Source organism: Streptomyces sp. NBC_00076 (assembly GCF_045041235.1).
Taxonomy (GTDB): Bacteria; Actinomycetota; Actinomycetes; order Streptomycetales; family Streptomycetaceae; genus Streptomyces.
This window is the reverse complement of record NZ_CP108242.1, coordinates 1728081-1749906: the sequence shown is the minus strand read 5'-3', so window position 1 is coordinate 1749906 and position 21826 is coordinate 1728081. Positions and strand designations below refer to the sequence as shown.

Here is a 21826-nt window from a genome sequence, read left to right as displayed (position 1 = left end):
AGTGCCGCGAGGGAAACGATTCGGTCACTGCCCCTCGTCAGGGGTGTACCGAATCAGCGCTCGTCCGTGGGTTCGTAGACCCGGACGGTCTTCATGATCTTTCGGATCGTGGCGTCCGGGACCTCCTCGTCCACCCCCGCGGCACCGACGAACGACCAGGACGCGAAGTCGCCGTCGACGTCCTTGAAGGCGAAGGTCGTCGCCTTGCCGTCCGAGTCGCACTTGTTGTGCTTGGCGACCCCTGAGGAGCGGGACGTGACGACACTCCCGGTGAGTCCGGACGCGGTCGTGAAGGAACGGGCCCGGCCGGTGGTGACCTTCTTGTGGTCCGGCTGGGTGTAGGAGCCGTAGACCCAGGCCGCCGAGTCCGAACGGGCCGCCTCCTCGGTGCTCCTGGCGCCGTTGTTGCCCCGGGTGCCCACGCTGGCCAGGGCCGTGTAGTCGGTCCGGCCGTCCTTGTCGTCGTCCGCCCCGCACCACTTCTCCTTGAGGATCGCGGGGGCCTTCATGGCGACCAGGGGTTTCTCCTGCGGGTCGTCGTCCTCGGCGACGTACGACACCCAACCCGTCGACTGCGGAGCCCAGTCGGGCGGCACGTCGAAGGCGATGCCCCGGTCGGGGTTCACCACGATCTTCCAGCCGGCCACGGTGGGCTTCTGGTCGTCCGCTCGTCGCGGGTCGCCCGACGCGGTCGGCGAGGCCGAGGAGGTCGTCGGAGCGGGATCGGCGTGGTCGTCCGTGCCACCGCCCAGCAGGACGGCTCCCGTGACCGAGGCGGCCACCACGACCGTCGCGGCCGCGGCGATCGCGATCACCTTGGTCCGCCGTCCGCCGCCCGACGGCCCGGGCGCCGAGGCGCGGTCCGGAACCGTGGGGACGTTCCACGCGGGCGGCTGCTGCTGGGCGTACGGGTTGGGCTGCTGGTATCCGGGCTGCTGGTACGGGTTCCCGTCGGCCGGCTGCTGGTGCGGGTCCTGCCCGCCCCCCGGCGGCTGCTGTCCTGGCCACATGGGCCGCAAGGATACGGCGACGGACCGACGGCCCTGGTCACCGCTGGCTACTCATGGGTAACATGCCGGGATGAGCGCAGACCAGATGTCGATCGGCGAGTTGCTCGCCGCCACGGTGCCGATGGTTCGGACCCTGAACCTGGAGTACCTGGAGACCACTCCGGAGAAGGCCGTGCTGGCCCTTCCGGACCAGAGTGAGTACCGCAATCACGTGGGCGGGCCGCATGCCGGAGCGATGTTCACGCTGGGGGAGTCGGCCAGCGGGGCGATCGTGCTGGCGGCTTTCGGGGAACAGCTCTCCCGGGCCGTGCCGCTTCCGGTGACCGCCGAGATCGCTTTCAAGAAGATCGCCCTGGGGCCGGTCAAGGCCACCGCGACGCTCGGACGTCCCGCCTCCGAGGTCGTCGCCGAACTCGACGAGGGCAAGCGGCCGGAGTTCCCGGTGACCGTCGCCATCCAGCGCGAGGACGGGGCCGTGACCGGGGAGATGACCGTGATCTGGACGCTGCGGCCCAACGGCTGAGCGGCACGGGCACCGGCACGGCCACCGGCACCCGCACCCGGCACCGGCACCGGCACCGGCACGTACGCAGCCGGCCAGGCGGCCAGGCGCCCGCTGCCCCCGGCCGGTGCCTGACCGGGCCGGGGGCAGCGTCGCGGTGTCCGGTGCTCCGTCGCCGCGTCAGGCCGCGAGTCGACGGCCGTCGGCGGCCCCGCCCCGGTCCAGGCTTGTGACGAACTCCTTGAGCCAGGCTGTGAACTCGGGACCGAGATCCGGGCGGTCGCAGGCCAGCCGGACCACCGTGCGCAGGTAGTCCGCCTTGTCGCCGGTGTCGTAGCGCAGTCCGTCGAAGACCACTCCGTGGACCGTACCGCCCGCGGCGAGTTCCTGAAGGGCGTCGGTCAGCTGGATCTCGCCGCCGCGGCCGGGCGGGGTGTGCTCCAAGGTGTCGAAGACGGCGGGATCGAGGACATAGCGGCCGATCACCGCGTACGCGCTCGGCGCGTCCTGCGGCGAGGGCTTCTCGACCAGCCCGGTCACCCGGACGACGTCGGCCTGGCCGGTCGGTTCCACGGCAGCGCAGCCGTAGAGGTGGATCTGCTCGCGGGGCACCTCCATGAGGGCGACCACGCTTCCGGCGTACTGGTCGCGGACGTCGAGCATCCGGCCGAGCAGGGTCTCGCGCGGGTCGATCAGGTCGTCGCCGAGGAGAACCGCGAACGGCTGGTCGCCGACATGGCGGCGGGCGCAGAGCACCGCGTGACCCAGGCCCAGGGGCTCGCCCTGGCGGATGTGGTGGATGTCGGCCAGGCGTGCCGGGTCGCGCACCGCGTCCAGGCGTACCGCGTCGCCCTTGGCGGCGAGTGCCTGTTCCAGTTCGAAGGCGTGGTCGAAGTGGTCCTCGATGGCCCGCTTGTGCCGACCGGTGACCATCAGCACGTCGTCGAGCCCGGCCGCGGCGGCCTCCTCGACGACGTACTGGATGGCCGGCTTGTCGACGACCGGAAGCATCTCCTTCGGCGTCGCCTTCGTCGCGGGGAGGAAGCGGGTGCCGAGACCGGCGGCCGGGATCACCGCCTTGCGAACCGTGCGGGCGGAGGTGCGGGCGGAGGCGGGGGTGGAAGTCGCGTGGGGGACGATCATGGGCGCATGGTGACCCACGGGGATGAGAGTGCCCCGGGAGAAAGCTCTGAGTCCGCTGTGGGCCGGTCCCGGAAGTTGGAGATTTCGTGTGCCAACGGGCGTGTGGCGCGCACAACTTGATGGGGCCGTTCGGAGTTATTCGAATGTGGGTGCTGATACCGCCGGTAACTTTTCTGAAGTTACCGCGTTTTGAACATGAGCCACTCGAACTTCTTGTTTCCTGTGTGTCAATTGTGCGATCGTGAGCGGCCTCACAGTCCGACCGCGCGGTATGCAAACTGGCCAATCCGCATCCGCTGCGGCACAGGTATGCACCAATCAGGCACCTGCTTTCCTGCGGACGGGCATTCGCCTTGCCGTCCTGCGGCTTGGAAGGAAATGGTTCAGTGCAATCGCCACACCCGCCCCGTCCCCCCTACCCTCCCCGGCCCGGAGCGAGCCCTTGGGAGTCCGACCGTGAACTCGTCGCCCGGCTGGGCGGGACCACTCCCGACGCCCACGCCGTCGCGCTGTTGATGGCCCGGCACTGGCGGGCGGCTCAGGACTACGCGGCCATCTGCCTCGCCTCCTCGGCCGATTCGGCGTCCATGGCGACTGCCGCGGCGTTCCACCAGGTGTTGGAGCGGGCGGGCGTCGGTGCCGTGCGGCCCCAACTCCTCGCGGCCGTACGGGACACGGTGAAGGAGTGGGCCGCGGACGACATCATGTCCGCCGTGCTGCCGGAACTCCTCAAAACGACCGGCGGTCGCGGTCTGCGTGCGGCGAGGTCGGTCACCCCCGAAAAGCGACAGCTCGCCGAGCGTGCATTCCGGACGCTTCCCGGGGCCTCCCAATGCCTGCTGTGGCACACCGAGGTGGAGGCCGAGCCCATATCCGTTCCGGGCACTCTGCTAGGGGTGGACGCGGCCACGGCGACGACCGCGCTGGAGCAGGCCCGGGAGGAATTCCGGACGGGATGCGTGCGCGCCCACCGGGAACTCGCGCCCACCCGCGAATGCCGCTTCTACAACCGTCTCCTCGACATCCCGATTCGCCGAGGCGGAGGCCTGCTGCCCGATGTCCAACGGCATCTGGCGGCCTGCCGCTACTGCCGTCACGCCGCCGAACAGCTCAGCCATTTCGACGGCGGCCTGGAAGTGCTGCTCGCCGAGACCGTGCTGGGCTGGGGCGCCCGCCGCTATCTCGACTCGCGGCCCGGCCGTGCCGACGCGCAGGAGGCGCGATCCGTACGCCCGGGCGCACGACCCAGGCCCGGCGGCCGGCACCGCCCCGCGTCGGCCGGTCCGCTCGCACCGGTGCGCAGGCATCCCAAGGCGGTGCTCGTGGGCGTGAGCGTCACGTCCCTGGCCCTGCTCGCGACCGTACTCGTCACCCGGAGCTGGTCCGGCGACGGCGGCGCCCCCGAGCCCGGCGCCACCTGGGGAATGGTGAGCGGCCACTCCGTCTCGCCGGGACAGTCGGACGGCTCGTCCGCCGCAGGGCCCCCGTCCGCCGCCTCCGTCGGAGACTCTGCCGAGGTGGGGCGCGGCAGGCTCCGCAACACGGACGCCGGCCTCTGCCTCGACCTGCGCGGCGGCCGGACCGACGACGGCACCCGGACCGTCCTGACTCAGTGCTCGTCGGCCGGCTCCCAGCAGTGGTCGTACCAGGCCGACGGGCTGCTGCGCTCCGTCACCTACCCGACCCGCTGCCTCGATGCCGACGCCGACGCCGACACCGTCGTCCTGGCCGACTGCCTGGTGCACGCCGGCGAGGTGCGCTACGACCTCACCGTGCACGGCGAACTGCTGCTGCGCCGGGGGGGCGGGCTGCTCGTCGCCCCGGGACGGGACCGGACCGTGGTCGTCGGCGATCGGAACGGATCAACCGGACAGCGGTGGGTGCTGGAAGCCGGGCGTGGCCGTGGCGGAACCTCCCCGGGGGAGGGGCTGCCGGGCAGCAGTCCTCAGGGCGGCGGCCTGCCCACGCCGTCGGACCCTTCTGAGTCCGCTCCCGCGACAGCCGGTGCGGACTCTCTGCGCGGGGTCCCCGGGGCCCCCGCCGCGCCCGACAGCGATCAGTCTCCGCCTGCCGTGCCGGGGGCTCCGGCGGGGCACTACGAGACGCGGGTCGCCCAGGTCGGCTGCTGCGACGAACCCGCGCCGGCGGCTCCGGCCGAGGAAGCGGGCACGCGCGGGGGTGACATCGCGGGCGGCCTCGGGGGTGACGTCGCGGGCGTAGCGGGCGACACGGCGCAGGCGGCCGGCTCGGCCGCCTCCGGCCTCGCGCCCGTCCTCCGCCGACACGGAGGTCTTCCCACCGGGTGATCCGGAGGCCTTCCCACCGGGCCGGCCTCGAACCAGGGCTCTTGCACTCGCATCGCCTTTTCGGGTGGCCCCGTGCCCGGAACCGGCCGCCGTACGGTCCGAGTGTGAGCCGGGGATTCGGTGGCCGAGGACGAGGGTGCACGCGGGTGGCTGGGAGGGGCTGCCCCGCGACTCGCAGGACACCGGCCCTTCCCGATGAACCGGTAGGCTTCCCGGGTGCGTCCGGCAAGGACGTACGCCGGGAATGCGCCCAGGCGCACGCCGGGGGAATGCAGGACGCGATTCGGGAGGAACCGGCGTTGCACGTCCAGGACTGGCTCGACACGGTGCCGGCGGCAGCCGTCTACGCCCTCGTGGGACTGGTCATCGGCCTGGAGAGCCTGGGCATCCCGCTGCCCGGCGAGATCATCCTGGTGTCCGCGGCGCTGATGTCCTCGCAGCACGCCGGCATCGACCCGGTGATCCTCGGCGCCTGCGCCAGCATCGGCGCGATCATCGGCGACTCCATCGGCTACGCCATCGGTCGCAAGGGCGGACGGCCCCTGCTGGCCTGGCTCGGCAAGAAGTTCCCCAAGCACTTCAGCGAGGGGCACATCGCCACGGCCGAGCGGTCCTTCGAGAAGTGGGGCATGTGGGCCGTCTTCTTCGGCCGTTTCGTCGCCCTGCTGCGCATCTTCGCGGGACCGCTGGCGGGCGTGCTGCGGATGCCGTACTGGAAGTTCCTGATCGCCAACGTGCTCGGCGGCATCCTGTGGGCGGGCGGCACGACCGCCGTCATCTACTACGTCGGGATCGTCGCGGAGTCGTGGCTGAAGCGGTTCTCGTGGCTGGGCCTGGTGGCGGCGGTGCTGGTGGGGCTCACATCCATGCTGGTGCTCAAGCGCAAGGCCAAGAAGGCGCAGGTCGCTCCGCGGGACGCCGACGTGGAGACGGTGCCCGCCGCCGAGTGATCCCGGGGTGGGCCGCGGGTGGCCGGTCGCGCCCACACGGCAACGTGGCGTGTTCGACGCGGCCGTGCACCTCTTGGGCGGGGGTCGCTCTACTCGTGGACTTCCCGGTGCGCCTTCGCGAGGTCCGCGTAGAGCGTTCCGTTCAGACTGATTCCCTCGCGTTCCTCCTCGGACAGCTCACGCCGTACCTTCGCCGGGACGCCGGCCACCAGGGACCCGGGCGGCACTTCCATCCCCTGCGGCACCAAGGCCTGCGCGGCGACCAGCGAACCCGCCCCGATCACCGCGCCGTTGAGCACGGTCGCGCCCATCCCGATCAGACAGTCGTCCCCGACCGTCGCCCCGTGCACCACGGCGTTGTGACCGACCGAGACCCGCTCGCCGATGGTCACCGGGAAACCGGGGTCGGCGTGCAGCGTGCAGTTGTCCTGGATGTTGCTCCGCGCTCCGACAAAGATCCGCTCGACGTCGCCGCGCACCACCGCGCCGTACCAGACGCTCGCGCCCGCCTCCAGTGTCACGTCCCCGATCACCGAGGCCGTGGGGGCCACGAACGACTCCTCGTGGATCTTCGGTTCCCGGCCGCCGATGCCCGTGATCAACGCCTTGTGCGCCATAGCTCTCTCCTCGTCGTCGCCATCGGGGCACCGTAGCCCACCGGGTGGGGTGAAGATCACAGGCCCTCGACGTCATGGGCGCACGTCACGCTGAGTACGGTGTGCGGGTGCCGAAGCGCAAGAACACGTTCTCATCATGGCGGCGTCGCGCCGTGCAGCGGGCGGTGCACACGGGATGGGCCTGGGTGCAGCGCACCGGCTCCGTCACCGCCGAGCGCCCGGGCCGCTTCCGCTTCGGCGCCCTCGGCACCGGCACCCGGCTCGCCTTCCCCCTCGGCACGGTCTTCGGCGAACCCTGGATCCAGTTGGGCGCCCACTGCATCGTCGGCGAACAGGTCACCCTCACCGCCGGTCTGATGCCCGACCTCGACCTGGGCCCGGAGCCGATCCTGCGCATAGGGGACGGGGTCGTTCTCGGACGGGGCAGCCATGTCATCGCGGACACGACGGTCACCATCGGCAGCGACTGCTACTTCGGGCCGTACGTCTACGTCACGTCCACCAACCACTCCTACGACGATCCCCACGAGCCCATCGGCAAGCAGTGGCCGCGGATGGAGTCGGTCGAGATCGGGCCGGGCTGCTGGATCGGGACCGGTGCGGTGATCCTGCCGGGAGCGCGGATCGGGCGGAACGTCGTCGTGGCGGCCGGTGCCGTCGTGCGCGGTGCGGTGCCCGACCACGCGGTGGTGGCGGGCGCCCCGGCGCGGGTGGTGCGGCGCTGGACCCCCGCCGACGGTTGGCAGCCGCCGCTTCGGACACCGCCCCCGGTGCCGATCCCCGCGGGCGTCACTCCGGATCAGCTGCGGGCGCTCGCCGACCTCGACGAGGCGGACGTGGCGCGGCTCGCGGAGCTGGACGCGGAGGCGTAGGGGATCTGCACGGCGGCCCCGCGAGGGCTGTCCGGATCGAGCTCAGCCCCGTCCCGCTCGCAGTACAGTTCGGTGAACGATCGAGTGCACCACACCTGAGTTCAGTGAAGTAAACTCTTCAATCCATGATATTGGACGGAATGTGTCGGACCTCGACCTGCTGACCCAGTCCCTGGCGCGCACCGTCAAGCACTGGCGCTCGGTGCGCGGCTTCACTCTGGACGTGCTCGCCGCCCGGGCCGGAGTCAGCCGCGGCATGCTCATCCAGATCGAGCAGGCCCGGACCAACCCCAGCCTCGGCACGGTCGTGAAGATCGGTGACGCGCTCGGCGTCAGCGTCACCACCCTGCTCGACTACGAGCAGGGCCCCAAGGTCCGGGTGGTCCCCGCCGACCGGGCGGTACGACTCTGGTCCACCGACGCGGGCAGCTACAACCGGCTGCTCGCGGGTACCGAGGCCCCCGGCCCGCTGGAGATGTGGGACTGGCGGCTGATGCCGGGGGAGAGCAGCCCGTCGGACCCGCACCCCACCGGCACCGTCGAACTGGTCCATGTCACGGCGGGCGAGCTGACGCTGACCGTCGACGGGGTGGAGCACCGGGTCCCGGCCGGCGCGAGCGCCACCTTCGAGGCCAACACCCCGCACATCTACGGCAACCAGGGCGACGTCCCGATGGAGATGGTCATGGCCGTCTCGGTCCCGCCGGTGCGCTGAGAGGGCCCGTGCGGCCCTGTTAGCGTGCCGCCATGGACGCACCCATCGGACACTTCGACCACGCCACGCCTGCCCCGGACGCCCTCGACGAGCTGATCCGCCCGGTCGCCGACGCCGTACGCCACTGGAGCGGCAGCGTCCCCGCCGACCAGATCGTCTACGTCGACACCGACCCCCGGTGGGCCGACACCGCGGTCTTCGTGGAGCGATACGGTCGCGAGCTGCTCGAGCAGTCGGCGAACTGCGTGGTCGTCGCGGGCAAACGCGGCGGCGAGAGCACCCTCGCCGCGTGTGTCGCGCTGTCCACCACCCGGGTCGACGTCAACGGTGTCGTCCGACGCCGACTCGGCGCCCGCAAGGCCTCGTTCGCCTCGATGGACACGGCGACGGGGGAGACCGGCATGGAGTACGGCGGCATCACCCCGATCGGACTGCCGGACGGCTGGCCGCTGTTGGTCGACTCGGCCGTCGTCGACCTGCCGTACGTCCTGGTCGGCAGCGGACGCCGGCGCGGCAAGCTGCTGATCCCGGGGAAGGTGTTCGCCCAACTGCCTGGCGCGCTGGTGCTGGAGGGGCTGGGGGTCGCCTGACCTCGAAGGTCAGGTCGTGGCGTGGTGGGCCAGGGGCAGATGCGGATCCGTCTCGCCCGGTACCGGCGCCGGATCGGCGTGCACCAGCGCGGCCGTGAGCCGTGGCACCGCGTGCAGCAGGGCATGCTCCGCCTCGACGGCGACGGCGTGCGCCTGACGTACCGTCGCCTCGCCGTCCACGACGACCGCCACCTCGGCGCGCAGCCGGTGTCCGATCCACCGCAGCCGCAACTCGCCCACCCCGCGCACCCCTTCGACCTCCCGTACGGCCCCCTCGGCCCGGTCGACCAGGGCCGGATCGACGGCGTCCAGCACGCGCCGGAACACCTCGCGCGCCGCGTCCCGCAGGACCAGTGCGATCGCGGCGGTGATCGCCAACCCCACGATCGGGTCAGCCAGTTGCCAGCCCATGGCGGAGCCGCCCGCACCCAACAGCACGGCCAGGGACGTGAATCCGTCCGTGCGGGCATGCAATCCGTCCGCGACCAGGGCCGCCGAGCCGATGGAACGCCCGACCCGGATCCGGTAGCGGGCCACCCACTCGTTGCCCGCGAAGCCGACCAGCGCGGCCACCGCGACCGCCGGGACGTGCGTGACCGGGCGCGGGTCGAGCAGCCGGTCGATCGCCACCCAGCCCGCGAAGGCCGCGGACGCGGCGATCGTCAGCACGATCGCGATGCCCGCCAGGTCCTCGGCCCGGCCGTAGCCGTACGTGAAGCGCCGCGTCGCCGCCCTCCGGCCCAGCACGAAGGCGATCCCCAGCGGTACGGCGGTCAGCGCGTCCGCGGCGTTGTGCACTGTGTCGCCGAGCAGCGCCACCGACCCGGACACGGCCACCACGACCGCCTGCGCCAGGGCCGTCGCACCCAGCACCGCCAGGGAGATCCACAGAGCGCGCAGACCGCGGGCCGAGGACTCCAGCGCGGAGTCCAGCTTGTCGGCGGTCTCGTGGGAGTGGGGTGCGAGCAGGTGGGTCAGGTGGTGGCGGAGGCGGGAGGATCGGGAGGGGGCGTGGTCGTGCGGGTGCGGGTGCGGGTGCGGGTGGCCGTGCCCGGGCGTCCGGGCACGCGCCGGCGGGTGTGCGTGTTCGTGGTCGTGCCCGTGGTGGTTGTGGTCGTGCGTGTGTCCGTGGTCGTGTCGGTCGCTCACGTGGATCCCCTTCCGGTGCGCGGGAGTGGACGCATGGAGCCCACCACGCCATTATGTGCGTATGAGCGCACGCATGCACCTATCACCTGCGCATCATGCGCACCCGCGTACCCCCGGCGAGGAGCAGTTCGCGCTGGCCGCCGAGCTGCTGGCGCTGCTCGGCGACCGCACCCGGCTCACGCTGCTGCACGCCCTGACGGCGGGCGAGGCCGATGTCACGACGCTCACGGAGGCGTGCGGGGCGGCGCGGCCCGCCGTCAGTCAGCATCTGGCCCGGCTGCGGCTGGCCGGCCTGGTCCACACCCGCAAGGAGGGGCGCCGGGTGGTCTACGCGCTGCGCGACGGCCATCTGCGCCGCCTCCTGGACGAGGCGCTGAACGTGGCCGACCACCGGATCAAAGACCGGCCGCCGCACGACTGACCTCCGCGTGGGAGTCGTATGCGGGTGCCGTATCAGTAGGCGGGGGCCGTGCCGAGGTACTGCTCCGCGAAGGCCGCCGCGGCGGCGGGGGAGGTGAACAGGCGCCGGAGCCGGGCGAAGGTCGTGCCCGCGCGGTACGCGTCGCCCGACGAGGTGCCGTGGTACACCTCCGACAGCCACTGCGAGAACTCCTGGTAGTCCCACACCCGTCGCAGACACCCCTCCGAATAGCCGTCCAGGCCGGTCTCCTCGCCCTTCGTGAGGTACGCGACGAGGGCGTCACCGAGAAGGAAGGCGTCGTGCAGGGCGAGGTTCATGCCCTTCGCCGCGATCGGCGCGGTCAGGTGGGCGGCGTCACCGGCGAGGAAGAGCCGGCCGAACACCATGGGTTCCACGACGTAGCTGTGCATGTCGAGGACGCGCTTCTCGATCAGCCGCCCCTCGGTCAGCGGCCCCGTGCCCGTCGCCGCGAGGCGCTCTTGGAGCTCGGACCAGACGCGTTCGTGGGACCAGTTGTCCGGGTCGTCGCCCGGCGGACACTCCAGGTAGTAGCGCGTCACCTCGGGGCTGCGCGCCATGTGCCCGGCGAAACCGTTCGGATGGATGCCGAACACGACACAGTCGTTGGAGGGTGGTGCCTCGGCCAGCAGCGCCAGCCAGCCCGTGCCGTAGTCGTGCCGGGAGATCCGCGCGGTGTCGGGCAGCGCGGCCCGCGTCACGCCGCGTGCCCCGTCGCAGCCCGCGACGAAGTCGCACCGGACTTCCTCGCGCCGCCCTGTCGCCGGGTCGACGTACGACACCGACGGCCGGTCCGTGTCCAGGTCGTGCACCCGCACGTCCCGCACGCCGAACCGGATCTCCCCGCCCCGCACGTCCGCGTACTCGCGCACCAGGTCCGTCACCAGCAACGGCTGCGGATAGACGTAATGGTGATGCCCCGTCAATTCGACGTAGGAGAAGCGAAATCGCTCGCCGGCGAACCGAAACTCGCACTCGGTGTGCAGCTGTGCCCGCTCCACCAGGTTGTCGGCGAGGCCGCGTTGCTGGAGACCGCGTACCGCCCACTCCTCCAGTACGCCGGCCCGGGGCCGCCGCTCGATGAACTCGCGCGTCTCGGTCTCGAGGACGAGACAGTCGACGGAGGCCGCCCGCAAGATGTTGCCGACGGCGAGGCCGGCGGGACCGGCACCCACGACGACGACCGGAAAGCGTTGCGGTCCACCGGTGTTGGGGTGGGGGGTGGTTGGGGTCACCCGAACATTATGTCGGCGGCCCGCGAGGCGTGGGGGGTCAGCCCAGGCGGGGGATCTCGATGGCGGGGCAGCGGTCCATGACCATCTCCAGACCGGCCTCCCGGGTGCGGTCGAACGCGGCCTCGTCGACGACGCCGAGCTGGAACCACACCGCACCGGCGCCCTTCGCCACCGCCTCGTCGGCAACTGCTCCGGCGAGCTCGCTGTTCACGAACACGTCGACGACGTCCACGTCGAAGGGGATGTCCGCGAGCGAGGCGTACCCCTGCTCGCCGTGCACGGTCTCCGCCTTCGGGTGGACCGGGACGACCCGCTTGCCGTAGCGCTGCAGCACCTCGGCCACGCCGTACGCGGCGCGCCGCCGGTTCGACGACAGGCCCACCACGGCCCAGGTGTCACCGAGCTCGGTGAGGATCTTGCGGACCGTTGCCTCGTCGCCGTACACGATGGGACTCCTCGGGGCTCGCTGGAGGGTGGTGTACGAGGCAACAGCGCACGGTCCCGCGTGATTCCCGGCCGGGACGGCCCGCCGGGCCCGGTCCGGGCGGCGCCGGCCTGAACGTCTGTTCGGTTGATCGGTGGCGCGGTGCGGCCCGCGCGCCTACGCTCAGCCCGTGCTGCGCATCATCGACGCCCGGACCGGCGAGCCCGTCGACGCCGCCCCCGCCCGCCGCGGTCTGACCCGGGTCGAGGCCCATGTGGTGGGCCACGACGCGACCGCGCTGCGGGTGCTGCTGGTCGCCGACGTCCTCGTCCGCGCCCTGGAACTGGGCGGTACACCGGTCTGGGCGCTGCTGAGCGGCGGAGGGGAGCAGCCGGAACTGAGAGCGGGCGCCGCGGCCCTGGGCATCCGGCCCTTCGAGGACGGCCGGGCGTCCGGCACCGGTCTGGGCGAGGCGCAGGTGCTCAGCGTGGTGGGCGGGACCGACGGCCAGGACGCGGCAGGTACCGGTACGGAACCCGACCCGGCGCTTCTCCCGCGCGGCGTCCGGGTCTCCGTCGCCCCCGCCGCCCCGGAGGCCACCGGCATTCCCGAGGGCGCCGACCCGACCGTCGTCCGTCTGGCGCTGCTCTCCCGGCCACGGACCGCGCCCGCGCGGCTCGACGCGGACGCCCTGGATGAGGCCCGGGACACACTCGTACGGTGGCGGCGCGCGGTCGCCGACTGGGCACGGCAGCCGTCGCGGGCCGTCCCGGAGGACGTACGCGGGGAGCTGCGCGCCGCCTGGGAGAACGACCTGGACGTGCCCGGTGTGCTCCGGGTGCTGCGCCGGGTGGAGACCTCCGAGCTGGCGGAGGGGGCCCGCTTCGAGACGTACGCCTACGCCGACCGGCTGCTCGGCCTCGAACTCACCCGCGACCTGGGATCCCCGGCGTGAGCGCCCGGGCGGGCGCGGGCCCGCTGCGCCATCTGGTCGTGCTGCGGCACGCCAAGTCCGCCTGGCCCGAGGGCGTACCCGACCACGAACGCCCGCTGGCCCCGCGTGGCCGCCGGGACGCCCCGGCCGCCGGCCGTGCGCTCGCCGAGGCCGGCCCGCTGCCCGACCTCGCCCTGTGCTCCACCGCCGTACGGGCCCGCCAGACCTGGGAACTGGCCTCCGCGCAGTGGGACACACCACCGCCGGTGCGGTTCGACGCGGGGGTGTACGCGGCCGACGTACCCGAACTGCTGGACGCCGTGCGGGCCGCGCCCGTCGAGGTCGACACCCTGCTGCTGGTCGGTCACAACCCCGGACTGGAGGAGCTGGTCCTCGACCTCGCCGGGGACGGCCTCGACGACACCCTGGACGAGGTCGGCGTGAAGTTCCCGACCTCGGCGATCGCCGTACTGGCCTGGCGCGGCACCCAATGGCGCGACCTCGCCCCGGGAACGGCCCTGCTGACGAACGTGATCGTGGCCCGGGGCAGCCGCTAGCCGCCCGGCGACGGGGGCGGGCGGCGCCGGACGAGGGGCCGGGAGGCGGTGCGCCTAGGCTGGCCCGATGCAGGACGAGTACCGCACCGTCGCCCGCGCGGGTGTGCACGAGACCGAGGTCAACCGCTCCCGCTTCCTGTGCGCCCTCGCCCCGGCGGCCACCGAGCAGGAGGCCCAGGACTTCGTCGCGGGCCTGCGCAGGGAACACGCGGACGCCACGCACAACTGCTTCGCGTACGTCATCGGAGCCGACGCCGCCATCCAGCGGGCGAGCGACGACGGCGAACCCGGCGGCACCGCAGGCGCCCCCATGCTCCAGATGCTGCTGCGCCGCGACATGCGGTACGTCGTCGCCGTCGTCACCCGCTACTACGGCGGCGTCAAGCTCGGAGCGGGCGGCCTCATCAGGGCGTACGGCGGAGCGGTCGGCGAAGCGCTCGACACCCTCGGCACGATCACCCGCCGCCGGTTCCGTCTCGCCACGGTGACGGTCGACCACCAACGGGCGGGCAAGGTGCACAACGACCTGCGGTCCACCGGGCGCGAGGTGCGGGACGTGCGCTACGGCGAGGCGGTCACGATCGAGATCGGGCTGCCGGACGCGGACGTGGCGGCCTTCCGCGCCTGGCTGGCGGACGCCACCGCCGGGACGGCCGGGTTCGAACTGGGGGGAGAGGCGTACGGGGACGTGTGATGGCCTGTCCGCCCGCCGCGCCCGCAAGAGCGCCAGGTGTCGCCAGGGAGCGGAGTCAGCAGATCGGCCGATCCCGCGACAAAGGGTGCATGAAGTCCGCTCGGGGCAAGCGTCATGACGGGTCGATACGGGAGTAACCGCCCGTGCTGTCAGACCCGGCCGTTAGTCTCGAGGATCATGAGGCTGCTGCACACTTCCGACTGGCATCTCGGCCGGGCCTTCCACCGGGTGAACATGCTCGACGCCCAGGCCGAGTTCATCGGCCACATCGTCACCACCGTGCGGGAGCACGACGTTGACGCGGTCGTCGTGTCGGGAGACGTGTACGACCGGGCGGTGCCGCCGCTCGCCGCGGTCGAGTTGTTCGACGACGCCCTGCACCGCCTCGCCGACCTCGGTGTGCCCACGGTCATGATCTCCGGCAACCACGACTCGGCCCGCCGTCTCGGTGTGGGCGCGGGACTCATCGACCGCGCGGGCATCCATCTGCGTACCGAGCCGTCGGCGTGCGGGGTCCCCGTGGTGCTGTCCGACGCCCACGGCGACGTGGCCTTCTACGGCCTGCCCTATCTGGAACCCGCCCTGGTGAAGGACGAGTTCGCCGTGGAGCGGGCCGGACACGAGGCGGTACTCGCCGCCGCCATGGACCGCGTCCGCGCCGACCTCGCCACCCGCGCGCGGGGCACGCGTTCCGTCGTCCTCGCGCACGCCTTCGTCACCGGCGGCGAGGCCAGCGACAGCGAGCGGGACATCACCGTCGGAGGGGTGGCCGCCGTGCCCGCCGGCGTCTTCGAGGGCGTCGACTACGCGGCGCTCGGGCATCTGCACGGCAGTCAGACCATCACCGAGCGCGTGCGCTACTCCGGCTCCCCGCTGCCGTACTCCTTCTCCGAGTCCGACCACCGCAAGAGCATGTGGCTCGTCGACCTGGACGCCGAGGGCGCGGTGACCGCCGAACGGGTCGACTGCCCGGTGCCCCGCTCCCTGGCCCGCGTCCGCGGCACCCTGGAGGACCTGCTCGCCGATCCCGGACTGGCCCGGCACGAGGAGGCGTGGGTCGAGGCGACACTCACCGACCCGGTCCGGCCCGCCGACCCCATGGCCCGGCTCACGACACGCTTCCCGCACACGCTCAGCCTCGTCTTCGACCCCGAGCGGGCGCCGGACGAGGCGGTGTCGTACGCCAGGCGGCTGGCCGGGCGCAGCGACCAGCAGATCGCGGAGGACTTCGTGGCCCATGTGCGCGGCGCCGGACCCGACGTGCGCGAACAGGTGGTGCTGCGGGACGCGTTCGACACGGTCCGCGCGGACGCGACGGTGCGCGAGGTGGCGCGGTGAGGCTGCACCGACTGGAGATCACCGCCTTCGGCCCCTTCGGAGGCTCCCAGAGCGTCGACTTCGACGAACTGTCGGCGGCCGGACTCTTCCTCCTGCACGGGCCGACGGGAGCGGGGAAGACCTCCGTCCTCGACGCGGTGTGCTACGCGCTGTACGGCTCGGTGCCGGGGGCCCGCCAGAGTGGTCAGGGCATGGCTCTGCGCAGCGACCATGCCGCGGTGGGCACGCGCACCGGGATCAGCCTCGAACTGACCGTGGCGGGACGCCGGTTGGAGGTCACCCGGCAGCCGCCCTGGGAACGCCCGAAGAAGCAGGGCCGTCCGGGCACCACCGTCGACAAGGCCCAGAGTTGGCTCCGCGAGTACGACGCGACGGCCGGCGTCTGGAAGGACCTCAGCCGTTCCCACCAGGAGATCGGCGAGGAGATCACCCAGCTGCTCGGCATGAGCCGAGAGCAGTTCTGCCAGGTGGTGCTGCTGCCGCAGGGCGACTTCGCGCGTTTCCTGCGTGCCGACGCGGAGGCCCGCGGCCGGCTGCTCGGCCGGCTCTTCGACACCCACCGCTTCGCCGAGGTCGAGAAACGGCTCGCGGAGCGCAGGCGGGCGGCCGAGGCCCAGGTGCGCGACGGGGACGCCGCGTTGCTGGCCGACGCGCACCGCATGCAGCAGGCCGCAGGCGGCGTCATGGAGCTGCCCGAACTGACGCCCGGTGAACCCGGCCTGGCCGACGCCGTTCTGAGCGCGGCGGCCGTCGCCCGCAGCACCGCCCGCGAGCAGCTGACGATCGCCCACTGCCGGCTCACGGCCGCCGAGTCCGCCCAGGCGGCGGCCGAGCGCGACCTGGCCGACGTGCGTGAACTGGCCCGACTGCAGCGCCGGGGCGCCGAGGCGCGGGAGAGGGGAACGCGCTTGGAGGAGCGCGCCGACGCGTACCGGGAGGCGCAGGCGCGGATGGAGCGGGCCCGCAAGGCGGAGGCGGTGGCTCCCGCCCTGGAGCTGCGGGAGGCGGCCGACAGCGAACACCGGCGGGCCGCCGCGGCGGAGGCACACGCGCGTGCCTTGCTGCGCGACGCCGTCGACGGAGCTCGCGACGGGGCTGTCGACAGGGCTCGCGACGGGGCCCTCGGCAACGCTCTCGGCGACGTGGAGACGGAGGCGAAGGCGGGCATGCGACGCACCGCTGCCTTCGGCGAAGGACCGGCGACTGCCGGGACGGAGGCCGCCCACGCCGACCCCCACGCGCCGCTCGCACCCCAGGCCGCCTTCGCCGACGCCGGTGCCGTCGGACTCGCCGCCGCCGCCCGGCGGGCCGCGGAGGAACTGGGCGGCCTGGAGTCGGCCCGCCGGGCCGAGCGACGGCTGGCCGACCTCGTGGCCGAAAGTGCCGACCTGGACCGGCAGGAGCGGGCCGACGAGGAGGTCCGGCAGGACGCGCAGGCCTGGCTCGCCGGGTGGGAGACGACCCGGACCGGACTGCAGAGCCGTATCGAGTCCGCACAGGAGGCGGCGACCCGGGCCGAACAGCTCTCCGTGCGGCGCGAGCCCGCACAGAAGCGGCTCAGCGCCGCACGGATGCGTGACCAGCTGGCCGGTGACACGGAAACGGCCGCCGAGCAGGCCCGTCTCGCACGGGAGCGGGCGCTGACAGTCAAGGCGCACTGGCTCGACGTCAAGGAGCAACGCCTGGACGGCATCGCCGCCGAACTCGCCGCGCAGCTGTCGGACGGCGAACCCTGCGCCGTCTGCGGAGCCACCGAGCACCCCGCCCCCGCGCGCAAGGACGCCGGGCACGTGGACCGGGAGGCGGAGGAGCGGGCGCTGGCCGCGTACCAGCAGGCCGACGAACTGCACACGGAGAAGGAACGGCGCCTGGGTGTCGTACGGGAGGCCCTGGCCGCCGCCACCGCCGAGGCCGGCGACACACCCACGGATCAACTCCGCGAAGAGGCGGACGAGTTGGAGCGCCTCTACGCGCAGGCACGCCGGGACGCCTCCGCGCTGCACCCCGCGCTCGAGGAGCTGCGGAAGGCCGAGGGTGAGCACGAACAGCGGACCGCCGCCCAGCAGCAGGTCGCCGTGCGGGCCGCCGCCCGGGTCGGCCGTCGCGAGCGCCTGGACCGTGAGAAGAGCACCCTGGACGGCGAGTTGGCCCAGGCGCGCGGGGACGCCGGCAGCGTGGCCGCGCGGGCCGCGCAGTTGGAGCGCAGGGTCGCGCTGCTCGGTGACGCCGCCGACTGCGCGCGGGTCGCCGAGGACACCGCCCAGCGCCTCAAGGACGCCGACGCCCGCCTCGCCGACGCCGCCTTCCGGTCCGGCTTCGACACTCCGCAGGCCGCGGCCGCCGCCCTTCTGGACGCGACGGCCCACCGTGAACTCCAACGACGCCTGGACGCCTGGCAGTCGGAGGAGGCCGCCGTACGGGCCGTCCTCGCCGAGGCCGACACCGCGGCCGCGGCCCTGCGCCCGCCCGCCGACCTCACCGCGGCGGAGCAGGCCGCGGCCACCGCGAGCCGGCGGCTGCGGGACGCCGCCTCCGGCCGCGACGCGGCGGACCGGCGCTGCACCGAACTGGACCGGCTCTCCGCGCGTGCGGTCACCGGCGTGCGACGGCTGGCGCCGCTGCGTGCGGAGTACGAGCGCGTGGCCCGTCTGGCGGGCCTCGCCGCGGGCACCTCGGCGGACAACGACCGCAAGATGCGCCTGGAGTCGTATGTGCTGGCGGCCCGGCTGGAACAGGTGGCGGCCGCCGCGACCGTACGGCTGCAACGCATGTCCTCGGGCCGCTACACCCTGGTCCACTCCGACGACCGCACCGGCCGCGGCCGCAGCGGGCTCGGGCTGCACGTCGTCGACGCCTGGACCGGGCGTGAGCGGGACACGGCCACGCTGTCCGGCGGGGAGACCTTCTTCGCCTCGCTCGCCCTCGCCCTGGGCCTCGCGGACGTCGTCACCGACGAGGCCGGCGGGGTGCGGCTGGACACCCTCTTCATCGACGAGGGCTTCGGCAGTCTCGACGACCAGACCCTCGACGAGGTCCTCGACGTCCTCGACTCACTGCGCGAACGTGACCGCAGCGTCGGCATCGTCAGCCATGTCCCGGATCTGCGGCGGCGCGTCCACGCGCAGTTGGAGGTCGTGAAGGGGCGAACAGGGTCGACGCTGCGGCAGCGGGGCGTCTGAGTTCATCGCCCCAGGGGGCGGCGCGGCAGCGGCGACGAGTACACGACGCTCGTCGTCACCGAGCCGAGCGCGCCGATCCTGCCCGACACCTCTTCGAGATGCCCCATGGAACGGGCCACGACCTTGATGACGAAGCAGTCGTCGCCCGTGACATGGTGCGCCTCCAGGATCTCGGGGGTCGCGTCCACCAGATCGTGGAACGGCTTGTAGTTGCCGTTCGGGTAGCGAAGACGCACGAACGCCTGGATCGGCAGGCCCAGCCGCTCCGGGTCCACCACGGCCGCGTACCCCTGGATGACGCCCGCCTCCTCCAGCCGACGCACCCGCTCGGTGACCGCGCTCGCGGACATGGACACCGCACGGGCGAGCTCGGCGAAACCGGCCCGGCCGTTGTGCTGGAGGACGTCGAGGATGCGCCAGTCGGTGGCGTCCGGGGAATAGACGGTCATGTCCGAGAGATAGCAGGGGAATCCCCGGCCGCTCAAGGGATGTGCCGTGGATCGCACCTTCAGCGGCCGGCTCGGCGACCGTAGATTCCTGGTCATCGAGCCCCGCCACGAAAGGCCGGACCATGACCACCACCAGCACCGCTCCTGCCAACCCCGTCCTGCGCGTCACCCCCGCCGCCCCGGCCGAGGCAGCCGCCCACTTCCGCGCGAGCCTCGCCTTCCACACCGACGTGTCGGACGTCGCGACCGCCCTCGCGGACGATGACGACCCCGGCTTCGTCGTCCTCGACTCCCGCTCCACCGAGTCCTGGGACCAGGGCCACATTCCGGGTGCGATTCACCTGCCCACCGCGCTCGTCCCCGAGCAGGCCGAGCGGCTCCTCGACCGGAACGTGCCCGTGGTGACGTACTGCTGGGGCCCCGGCTGCAACGGCGCGACCCGGGCCGCCCTCGCCCTCGCCGAACTCGGTTACCAGGTCAAGGAGATGCTCGGCGGCTTCGAGTACTGGTCGCGCGAGGGCTTCGAGGTCGAGACCTGGGAGGGCCGTGGGCGCCGCGCCGCCGACCCGCTGACCGCTCCGGTGGACGCGCGCGACTGCGGTTGCTGAGGCGGGAGTTCGGCGAACTTTGCGGCCGTGTAGGTTCTGGCGCATGGTGCGATACGCGGAGCCGGGCGTGGCGGAGTGGGTGGAATCGGGCGGTGGCCCGCTCATAGCGGTGCCGGAGACGGTCCTGCCGTTCTGGGCCGGCGCCGACGGAGACGAGACGGCCTCGGACTACGACCGGGCGTGCGAGGTCGACGGGTTCGTCGGACTGCTCCCGGTGGGCGACTCCGCGGCGCTGGTCCTCGGGGACGAACCGGCCTCGACCGCGTTCCTGCCCGACCACGCCGTCTTCGTCCGCTGGGGAGCCGCGGACTCCGAGGACGAACTGCTCGCCGAAGTGCCGGCCGCTCTGGCCACCGCGGCCTGGGAGGACGAGGTGCTCTGGACGGTGCCCGGACCGGTGGTGCTGTTCGACGCGGCCTGGCCGGGCCAGGACTCCGCCCGTACCGACCACCTGCGTGTCGTCCTGGAGCCGGGCAGCTACGCGGTCCGCGCGGCCCAGGTCAGACCCGGCCCCGAGACCTGGCTCGGCCTCGTGCAGCTACGGCGGCTGTGACCCCCGCCCCCTCCCCGTTGGTTTCCTCGCCCGTCTCCTCCGTTCCCTCGCGCTGTCGGCCCACGCGAGGAGACGGGCAGGGAGCGCCGGACGGCTGATCGACCCGGCGGGGCCGGGCCGCGGCAGACCCCGCGGTCGACTACCGGACATCATTCGCAGTGCTCCGGCCTTCAGGCCGGGGTGAGCGAATCTTGTGGTTGCGACGCGGAGCGTAGCGGTCTCGTTCCGGCGGATCCGGACCCTGCTCGCGACGGTGACAGATCGTTCACACGTTCCCGGTGACGACGTGGGTTCGACGTGCCTAGTGTGATCGTCATGCAGCTGCGGTACGCCTTCAGGTTGTACCCCGACGCCACTCAGCAGGCCGCGCTGGCCCGGGCGTTCGGGTGCGCCCGTGTCGTGTTCAACGACGCGGTGCGTGCCCGCGAGGACGCCCGTAAGGCCGGGCGGCCTTTCCCGACGGCCAGTCAGCTGTCAACGCGGCTGATCACGGAGGCGAAACGGACTGCCGAGCGGTCCTGGCTGGGTGAGGTCTCCGCGGTGGTGCTCCAGCAGTCCCTGCGGGACGCCGAGGCCGCGTACCGCAACTTCTTCGCCTCTCTCAAGGGCGCCCGGAAGGGGCCGAAGATAAGCTCGCCCCGTTTCAAGTCCCGCAAGGACGCCCGGCAGTCGGTCCGGTTCACCGCCAACGCCCGCTGGAGTATCACCGGCAGTGGCCGTCTGAGCCTGCCGAAGATCGGCGCGGTGAAGGTGAAATGGTCCCGCACTCTGCCCGCCACTCCCACCTCCGTCACCGTCGTCAAGGACGGGGCCAGCAGGTATGTCGCCTCCTTCGTCATCGACACCGACCCCGCAACCGACGCGATGCGGATGCCGGAGACCGACCGCATCATCGGCATCGATCTAGGCCTGACCCACCTCGCCGTCCTGTCCGACGGCACGAAGATCGACTCCCCGCGGTTTCTGCGGCGCGCGGAGAAGAAACTGAAGAAGGCCCAGCAGGAGCTGTCCCGCAAGCAGAAGGGATCAAAGAACCGGGCCAAGGCCCGCCTCAAGGTCGCCCGCGCCCACGCCGAAGTTGCTGACGCGCGCCGTGAGTTCCACCACCAGCTCTCCACGAAACTGATTGCCGAGAACCAAGGAATCGCCGTGGAGGATTTGTCGGTGGCGGGACTGGCGCGCACGAAGCTGGCCAAGTCCGTGCACGATGCCGGATGGGCATCGTTCATCAGCATGCTGGCGTACAAAGCGGAACGGTACGGCCGCACCCTGGTGAAAACCGGCCGGTTCGAGCCGACCTCCCAGACCTGCTCCACCTGCGGCGTCAAGGACGGACCCAAACCCCTGAACGTCCGGGAATGGACCTGCACCGCCTGCGGCACCGTCCACGACCGGGACACCAACGCCGCGATCAACATCAAAACGGCCGCCGGACTGGCGGTATCAGCCTGCGGAGCGCCGGTAAGACCAGAACCCGTTCTGGCGCAGCGCGCAGAAACAGGAAGCCACGGATTCCCGACCGGAAACCGTGCCGCGTAGCGGCACGGCAGCCAGTCAAGGAA

22 protein-coding genes are annotated in these 21826 nt (G+C 72.5%); 15 read left to right on the top strand and 7 right to left on the bottom strand.

The features are described 5' to 3' along the window. Positions 1–53: 53 nt before the first annotated feature. Positions 54–1010 carry a hypothetical protein gene (locus OHA64_RS08055; RefSeq protein ID WP_405610047.1) on the bottom strand — a complete coding sequence of 319 codons (957 nt, stop codon included), beginning with the start codon at positions 1008–1010 and terminating at the stop codon, positions 54–56. 85 nt (positions 1011–1095) lie between these two features. Between OHA64_RS08055 and OHA64_RS08050 the strand changes: the two genes are divergently transcribed. Continuing rightward, complete coding sequence (locus OHA64_RS08050; RefSeq protein ID WP_405623898.1) at positions 1096–1533, top strand: DUF4442 domain-containing protein; 438 nt, start codon at positions 1096–1098, stop codon at positions 1531–1533. Between the two features lie 159 nt (positions 1534–1692). Here OHA64_RS08050 and galU read toward each other — a convergent pair whose 3' ends face one another. After that, positions 1693–2655 carry a UTP--glucose-1-phosphate uridylyltransferase GalU gene (gene galU / locus OHA64_RS08045; RefSeq protein ID WP_405610044.1) on the bottom strand — a complete coding sequence of 321 codons (963 nt, stop codon included), beginning with the start codon at positions 2653–2655 and terminating at the stop codon, positions 1693–1695. Positions 2656–3041: 386 nt separating this feature from the next. Between galU and OHA64_RS08040 the strand changes: the two genes are divergently transcribed. Both OHA64_RS08040 and OHA64_RS08035 read left to right on the top strand, forming a co-directional pair. Beyond that, a complete protein-coding gene (locus OHA64_RS08040) occupies positions 3042–4961 on the top strand; it encodes a ricin-type beta-trefoil lectin domain protein (RefSeq protein ID WP_405610041.1) in 1920 nt (639 codons plus the stop codon). Between the two features lie 299 nt (positions 4962–5260). Then, the gene (locus tag OHA64_RS08035; protein ID WP_405623897.1) at positions 5261–5911 is read left to right on the top strand and encodes a DedA family protein; all 651 of its coding nucleotides are present in this window, start codon (positions 5261–5263) and stop codon (positions 5909–5911) included. An 89-nt stretch (positions 5912–6000) separates the two neighbouring features. Here the strand turns inward: OHA64_RS08035 and OHA64_RS08030 are convergent, their stop codons facing one another. Beyond that, entirely contained in the window at positions 6001–6528 is a 528-nt protein-coding gene (locus tag OHA64_RS08030) for a gamma carbonic anhydrase family protein (RefSeq protein ID WP_405610038.1), read from the bottom strand. 107 nt (positions 6529–6635) lie between these two features. On the opposite strand from OHA64_RS08030, the gene OHA64_RS08025 reads away from it, so the two are divergent. The 3 genes from OHA64_RS08025 (at position 6636) to OHA64_RS08015 (ending at position 8705) form a co-directional block, all read left to right on the top strand. Further along, positions 6636–7400 carry an acyltransferase gene (locus OHA64_RS08025; protein ID WP_405610035.1) on the top strand — a complete coding sequence of 255 codons (765 nt, stop codon included), beginning with the start codon at positions 6636–6638 and terminating at the stop codon, positions 7398–7400. A 142-nt stretch (positions 7401–7542) separates the two neighbouring features. Beyond that, positions 7543–8115 (top strand): helix-turn-helix domain-containing protein, encoded by a 573-nt coding sequence (locus tag OHA64_RS08020; RefSeq protein ID WP_405610032.1) that lies wholly within the window; start codon positions 7543–7545, stop codon positions 8113–8115. A 32-nt stretch (positions 8116–8147) separates the two neighbouring features. Beyond that, positions 8148–8705 (top strand): YbaK/EbsC family protein, encoded by a 558-nt coding sequence (locus tag OHA64_RS08015; RefSeq protein ID WP_405610029.1) that lies wholly within the window; start codon positions 8148–8150, stop codon positions 8703–8705. Positions 8706–8714: 9 nt separating this feature from the next. Here the strand turns inward: OHA64_RS08015 and OHA64_RS08010 are convergent, their stop codons facing one another. After that, positions 8715–9854, bottom strand: a complete 1140-nt coding sequence (locus tag OHA64_RS08010; RefSeq protein ID WP_405610026.1) for a cation diffusion facilitator family transporter — start codon at positions 9852–9854, stop codon at positions 8715–8717. Between the two features lie 61 nt (positions 9855–9915). On the opposite strand from OHA64_RS08010, the gene OHA64_RS08005 reads away from it, so the two are divergent. After that, positions 9916–10275 carry an ArsR/SmtB family transcription factor gene (locus OHA64_RS08005; protein WP_405610023.1) on the top strand — a complete coding sequence of 120 codons (360 nt, stop codon included), beginning with the start codon at positions 9916–9918 and terminating at the stop codon, positions 10273–10275. Positions 10276–10307: 32 nt separating this feature from the next. Here the strand turns inward: OHA64_RS08005 and OHA64_RS08000 are convergent, their stop codons facing one another. Beyond that, a complete protein-coding gene (locus OHA64_RS08000; RefSeq protein WP_405610020.1) occupies positions 10308–11528 on the bottom strand; it encodes a 4-hydroxybenzoate 3-monooxygenase in 1221 nt (406 codons plus the stop codon). 37 nt (positions 11529–11565) lie between these two features. Further along, entirely contained in the window at positions 11566–11973 is a 408-nt protein-coding gene (locus tag OHA64_RS07995; RefSeq protein WP_405610017.1) for a CoA-binding protein, read from the bottom strand. Positions 11974–12142: 169 nt separating this feature from the next. On the opposite strand from OHA64_RS07995, the gene OHA64_RS07990 reads away from it, so the two are divergent. The 5 genes from OHA64_RS07990 to OHA64_RS07970 all read left to right on the top strand — a co-directional run bounded on the left by OHA64_RS07990 (position 12143) and on the right by OHA64_RS07970 (position 18654). Continuing rightward, on the top strand, positions 12143–12907 hold the full coding sequence (locus OHA64_RS07990; RefSeq protein ID WP_405610014.1) for a hypothetical protein: 765 nt from the start codon (positions 12143–12145) through the stop codon (positions 12905–12907). Then, on the top strand, positions 12904–13443 hold the full coding sequence (locus OHA64_RS07985) for a SixA phosphatase family protein (RefSeq protein ID WP_405610011.1): 540 nt from the start codon (positions 12904–12906) through the stop codon (positions 13441–13443). The genes OHA64_RS07990 and OHA64_RS07985 overlap by 4 nt, the downstream gene beginning before the upstream one ends. Positions 13444–13510: 67 nt before the next feature. Further along, complete coding sequence (locus OHA64_RS07980; RefSeq protein WP_405610008.1) at positions 13511–14137, top strand: YigZ family protein; 627 nt, start codon at positions 13511–13513, stop codon at positions 14135–14137. A gap of 177 nt (positions 14138–14314) precedes the next feature. Next, positions 14315–15475 (top strand): exonuclease SbcCD subunit D, encoded by a 1161-nt coding sequence (locus OHA64_RS07975; protein ID WP_405610005.1) that lies wholly within the window; start codon positions 14315–14317, stop codon positions 15473–15475. Beyond that, the gene (locus OHA64_RS07970; RefSeq protein ID WP_405610002.1) at positions 15472–18654 is read left to right on the top strand and encodes an AAA family ATPase; all 3183 of its coding nucleotides are present in this window, start codon (positions 15472–15474) and stop codon (positions 18652–18654) included. Before OHA64_RS07975 ends, OHA64_RS07970 begins: the two co-directional genes overlap by 4 nt. A 2-nt stretch (positions 18655–18656) precedes the next feature. On the opposite strand, the gene OHA64_RS07965 is transcribed toward OHA64_RS07970, so the two are convergent. Further along, a complete protein-coding gene (locus OHA64_RS07965; RefSeq protein WP_405609999.1) occupies positions 18657–19103 on the bottom strand; it encodes an Lrp/AsnC family transcriptional regulator in 447 nt (148 codons plus the stop codon). Positions 19104–19225: 122 nt separating this feature from the next. Between OHA64_RS07965 and OHA64_RS07960 the strand changes: the two genes are divergently transcribed. The 3 genes from OHA64_RS07960 to OHA64_RS07950 all read left to right on the top strand — a co-directional run bounded on the left by OHA64_RS07960 (position 19226) and on the right by OHA64_RS07950 (position 21803). After that, on the top strand, positions 19226–19711 hold the full coding sequence (locus OHA64_RS07960; protein WP_405609996.1) for a rhodanese-like domain-containing protein: 486 nt from the start codon (positions 19226–19228) through the stop codon (positions 19709–19711). Between the two features lie 43 nt (positions 19712–19754). Then, the gene (locus OHA64_RS07955) at positions 19755–20264 is read left to right on the top strand and encodes an immunity 21 family protein (RefSeq protein WP_405609993.1); all 510 of its coding nucleotides are present in this window, start codon (positions 19755–19757) and stop codon (positions 20262–20264) included. A gap of 315 nt (positions 20265–20579) precedes the next feature. Further along, positions 20580–21803 (top strand): RNA-guided endonuclease InsQ/TnpB family protein, encoded by a 1224-nt coding sequence (locus tag OHA64_RS07950; RefSeq protein WP_405609990.1) that lies wholly within the window; start codon positions 20580–20582, stop codon positions 21801–21803. The last annotated feature ends 23 nt before the right edge of the window (positions 21804–21826 follow it).